Here is a 337-nt window from a genome sequence, read left to right as displayed (position 1 = left end):
ATACCAGAGGCGTCACGATGTCCTGCTTGGCCAGTTCAACCAGTTCGTGCCTGAAATTGGAGACCCCCACGCCAACCAGCGGACTCTTCTTGAACATCAGCCAGGAGGCATGCCACAGCTGAATGCGGATTCCCACGGACGTGTCGCGTTGCGTCTTCGAAGCATAGAGGTCTACATCGTCGGAAACCTGCCCCCATCGACTCTGCTTGATGTGCATGAAGGCTGCGGCGCTCACCCCCACCAGCACGGCCATGCTCACAACGAATACCAACCTTTTCTTGGCTGACCAATCACGCTTTGCCAAAAGAAAGACCAAGCCAAGTACAGGCAGGAACAA

At 55.5% G+C, this 337-nt stretch carries 1 protein-coding gene; it reads right to left on the bottom strand.

Annotated features, from left to right (window positions below):
- Positions 1-271 (bottom strand): O-antigen ligase family protein (locus KDH83_RS32100; RefSeq protein ID WP_249205491.1); only part of this gene is annotated, 271 nt, incomplete at its 3' end.
- Between the last annotated feature and the right edge of the window lie 66 nt (positions 272-337).

The sequence above is a fragment of the Achromobacter sp. Marseille-Q0513 genome (genome assembly GCF_018195695.1).
GTDB lineage: Bacteria > Pseudomonadota > Gammaproteobacteria > Burkholderiales > Burkholderiaceae_B > Achromobacter.
This window is presented reverse-complemented; position numbering and strand designations above follow the sequence as displayed.